Here is a 761-nt window from a genome sequence, read left to right as displayed (position 1 = left end):
TTCTGGGATGTTGCAAAGCCAGCGATGTTAACCCCCGGCAGTGGCTGACCGATGTGTTTTCCAAAATTGCATTGTACAATAGCAACTATGATCTGGACCTGGCTGACCTTTTGCCTCATAATTGGAAAAAATCCAACCATTGCCAGAATTTTCCGGAAAGCTCCAACTAATTCCAAAAGATTCCAGTAGTACTTAGAAAGATTCAACTCCCAGGCCGGTATCCCCGGCTTGGGAAAATTTTTTTTACTTTTACAATACGTAGGAGGCCGAAGGCTTACTTTAAAATGTACAATTATGAAAAAGATATTTAGAATAATAGTCTTTTTGTTCGTATTTACAAATTTAGTATTCAGTCAGAATTCATTCCGGAGAATTATAAGAGTTAGTGATTTTAGTGGAGACACAATCATAACGTATCATGACAACCCTGAGTTAAACCAAGAGTTACCCAGACCCAGGAATAGCAAGGGTGAAATAGTTGGTATCTATGGGTTTAAACTATCTTCAGAAGAGGATCTTTTGGAATTTGTTATAAATGAATTTACAAAGGAGGAAATTAGAGAGTTGATAAACAGTACTTGTATTATTAAATTTATTTGTATACCAAATGGAGAAATAAAAAGTGCCTCTTTTGAATTTGTAAATAAAGAGCCAGATGTATGTTTGGACAAGTTAGTATTGTTATCTCGAACAATAAAAGAAAACTTTACCCTAAATGTAGAATTTGGAGAAGATGTTGTTAATGATGCTTATATTAATTG

The 761-nt window shown here is 34.6% G+C and carries 2 protein-coding genes; both read left to right on the top strand.

Going from position 1 to position 761, the window contains the following annotated elements; translation table 11 throughout:
* The first annotated feature begins 2 nt into the window (after positions 1–2).
* Positions 3–170 (top strand): transposase domain-containing protein, encoded by a 168-nt coding sequence (locus ATH1_RS22865; protein ID WP_010424914.1) that lies wholly within the window; start codon positions 3–5, stop codon positions 168–170.
* A 124-nt stretch (positions 171–294) separates the two neighbouring features.
* Positions 295–761 (top strand): hypothetical protein (locus tag ATH1_RS19925; protein WP_010424912.1); only part of this gene is annotated, 467 nt, incomplete at its 3' end.

The organism is Anaerophaga thermohalophila DSM 12881 (genome assembly GCF_000191885.1).
GTDB classification, from domain to species: Bacteria; Bacteroidota; Bacteroidia; order Bacteroidales; family Marinilabiliaceae; genus Anaerophaga; species Anaerophaga thermohalophila.
Note: the sequence above shows the minus strand (reverse complement) of the source record. Positions and strands in the feature narration are given on the sequence as shown.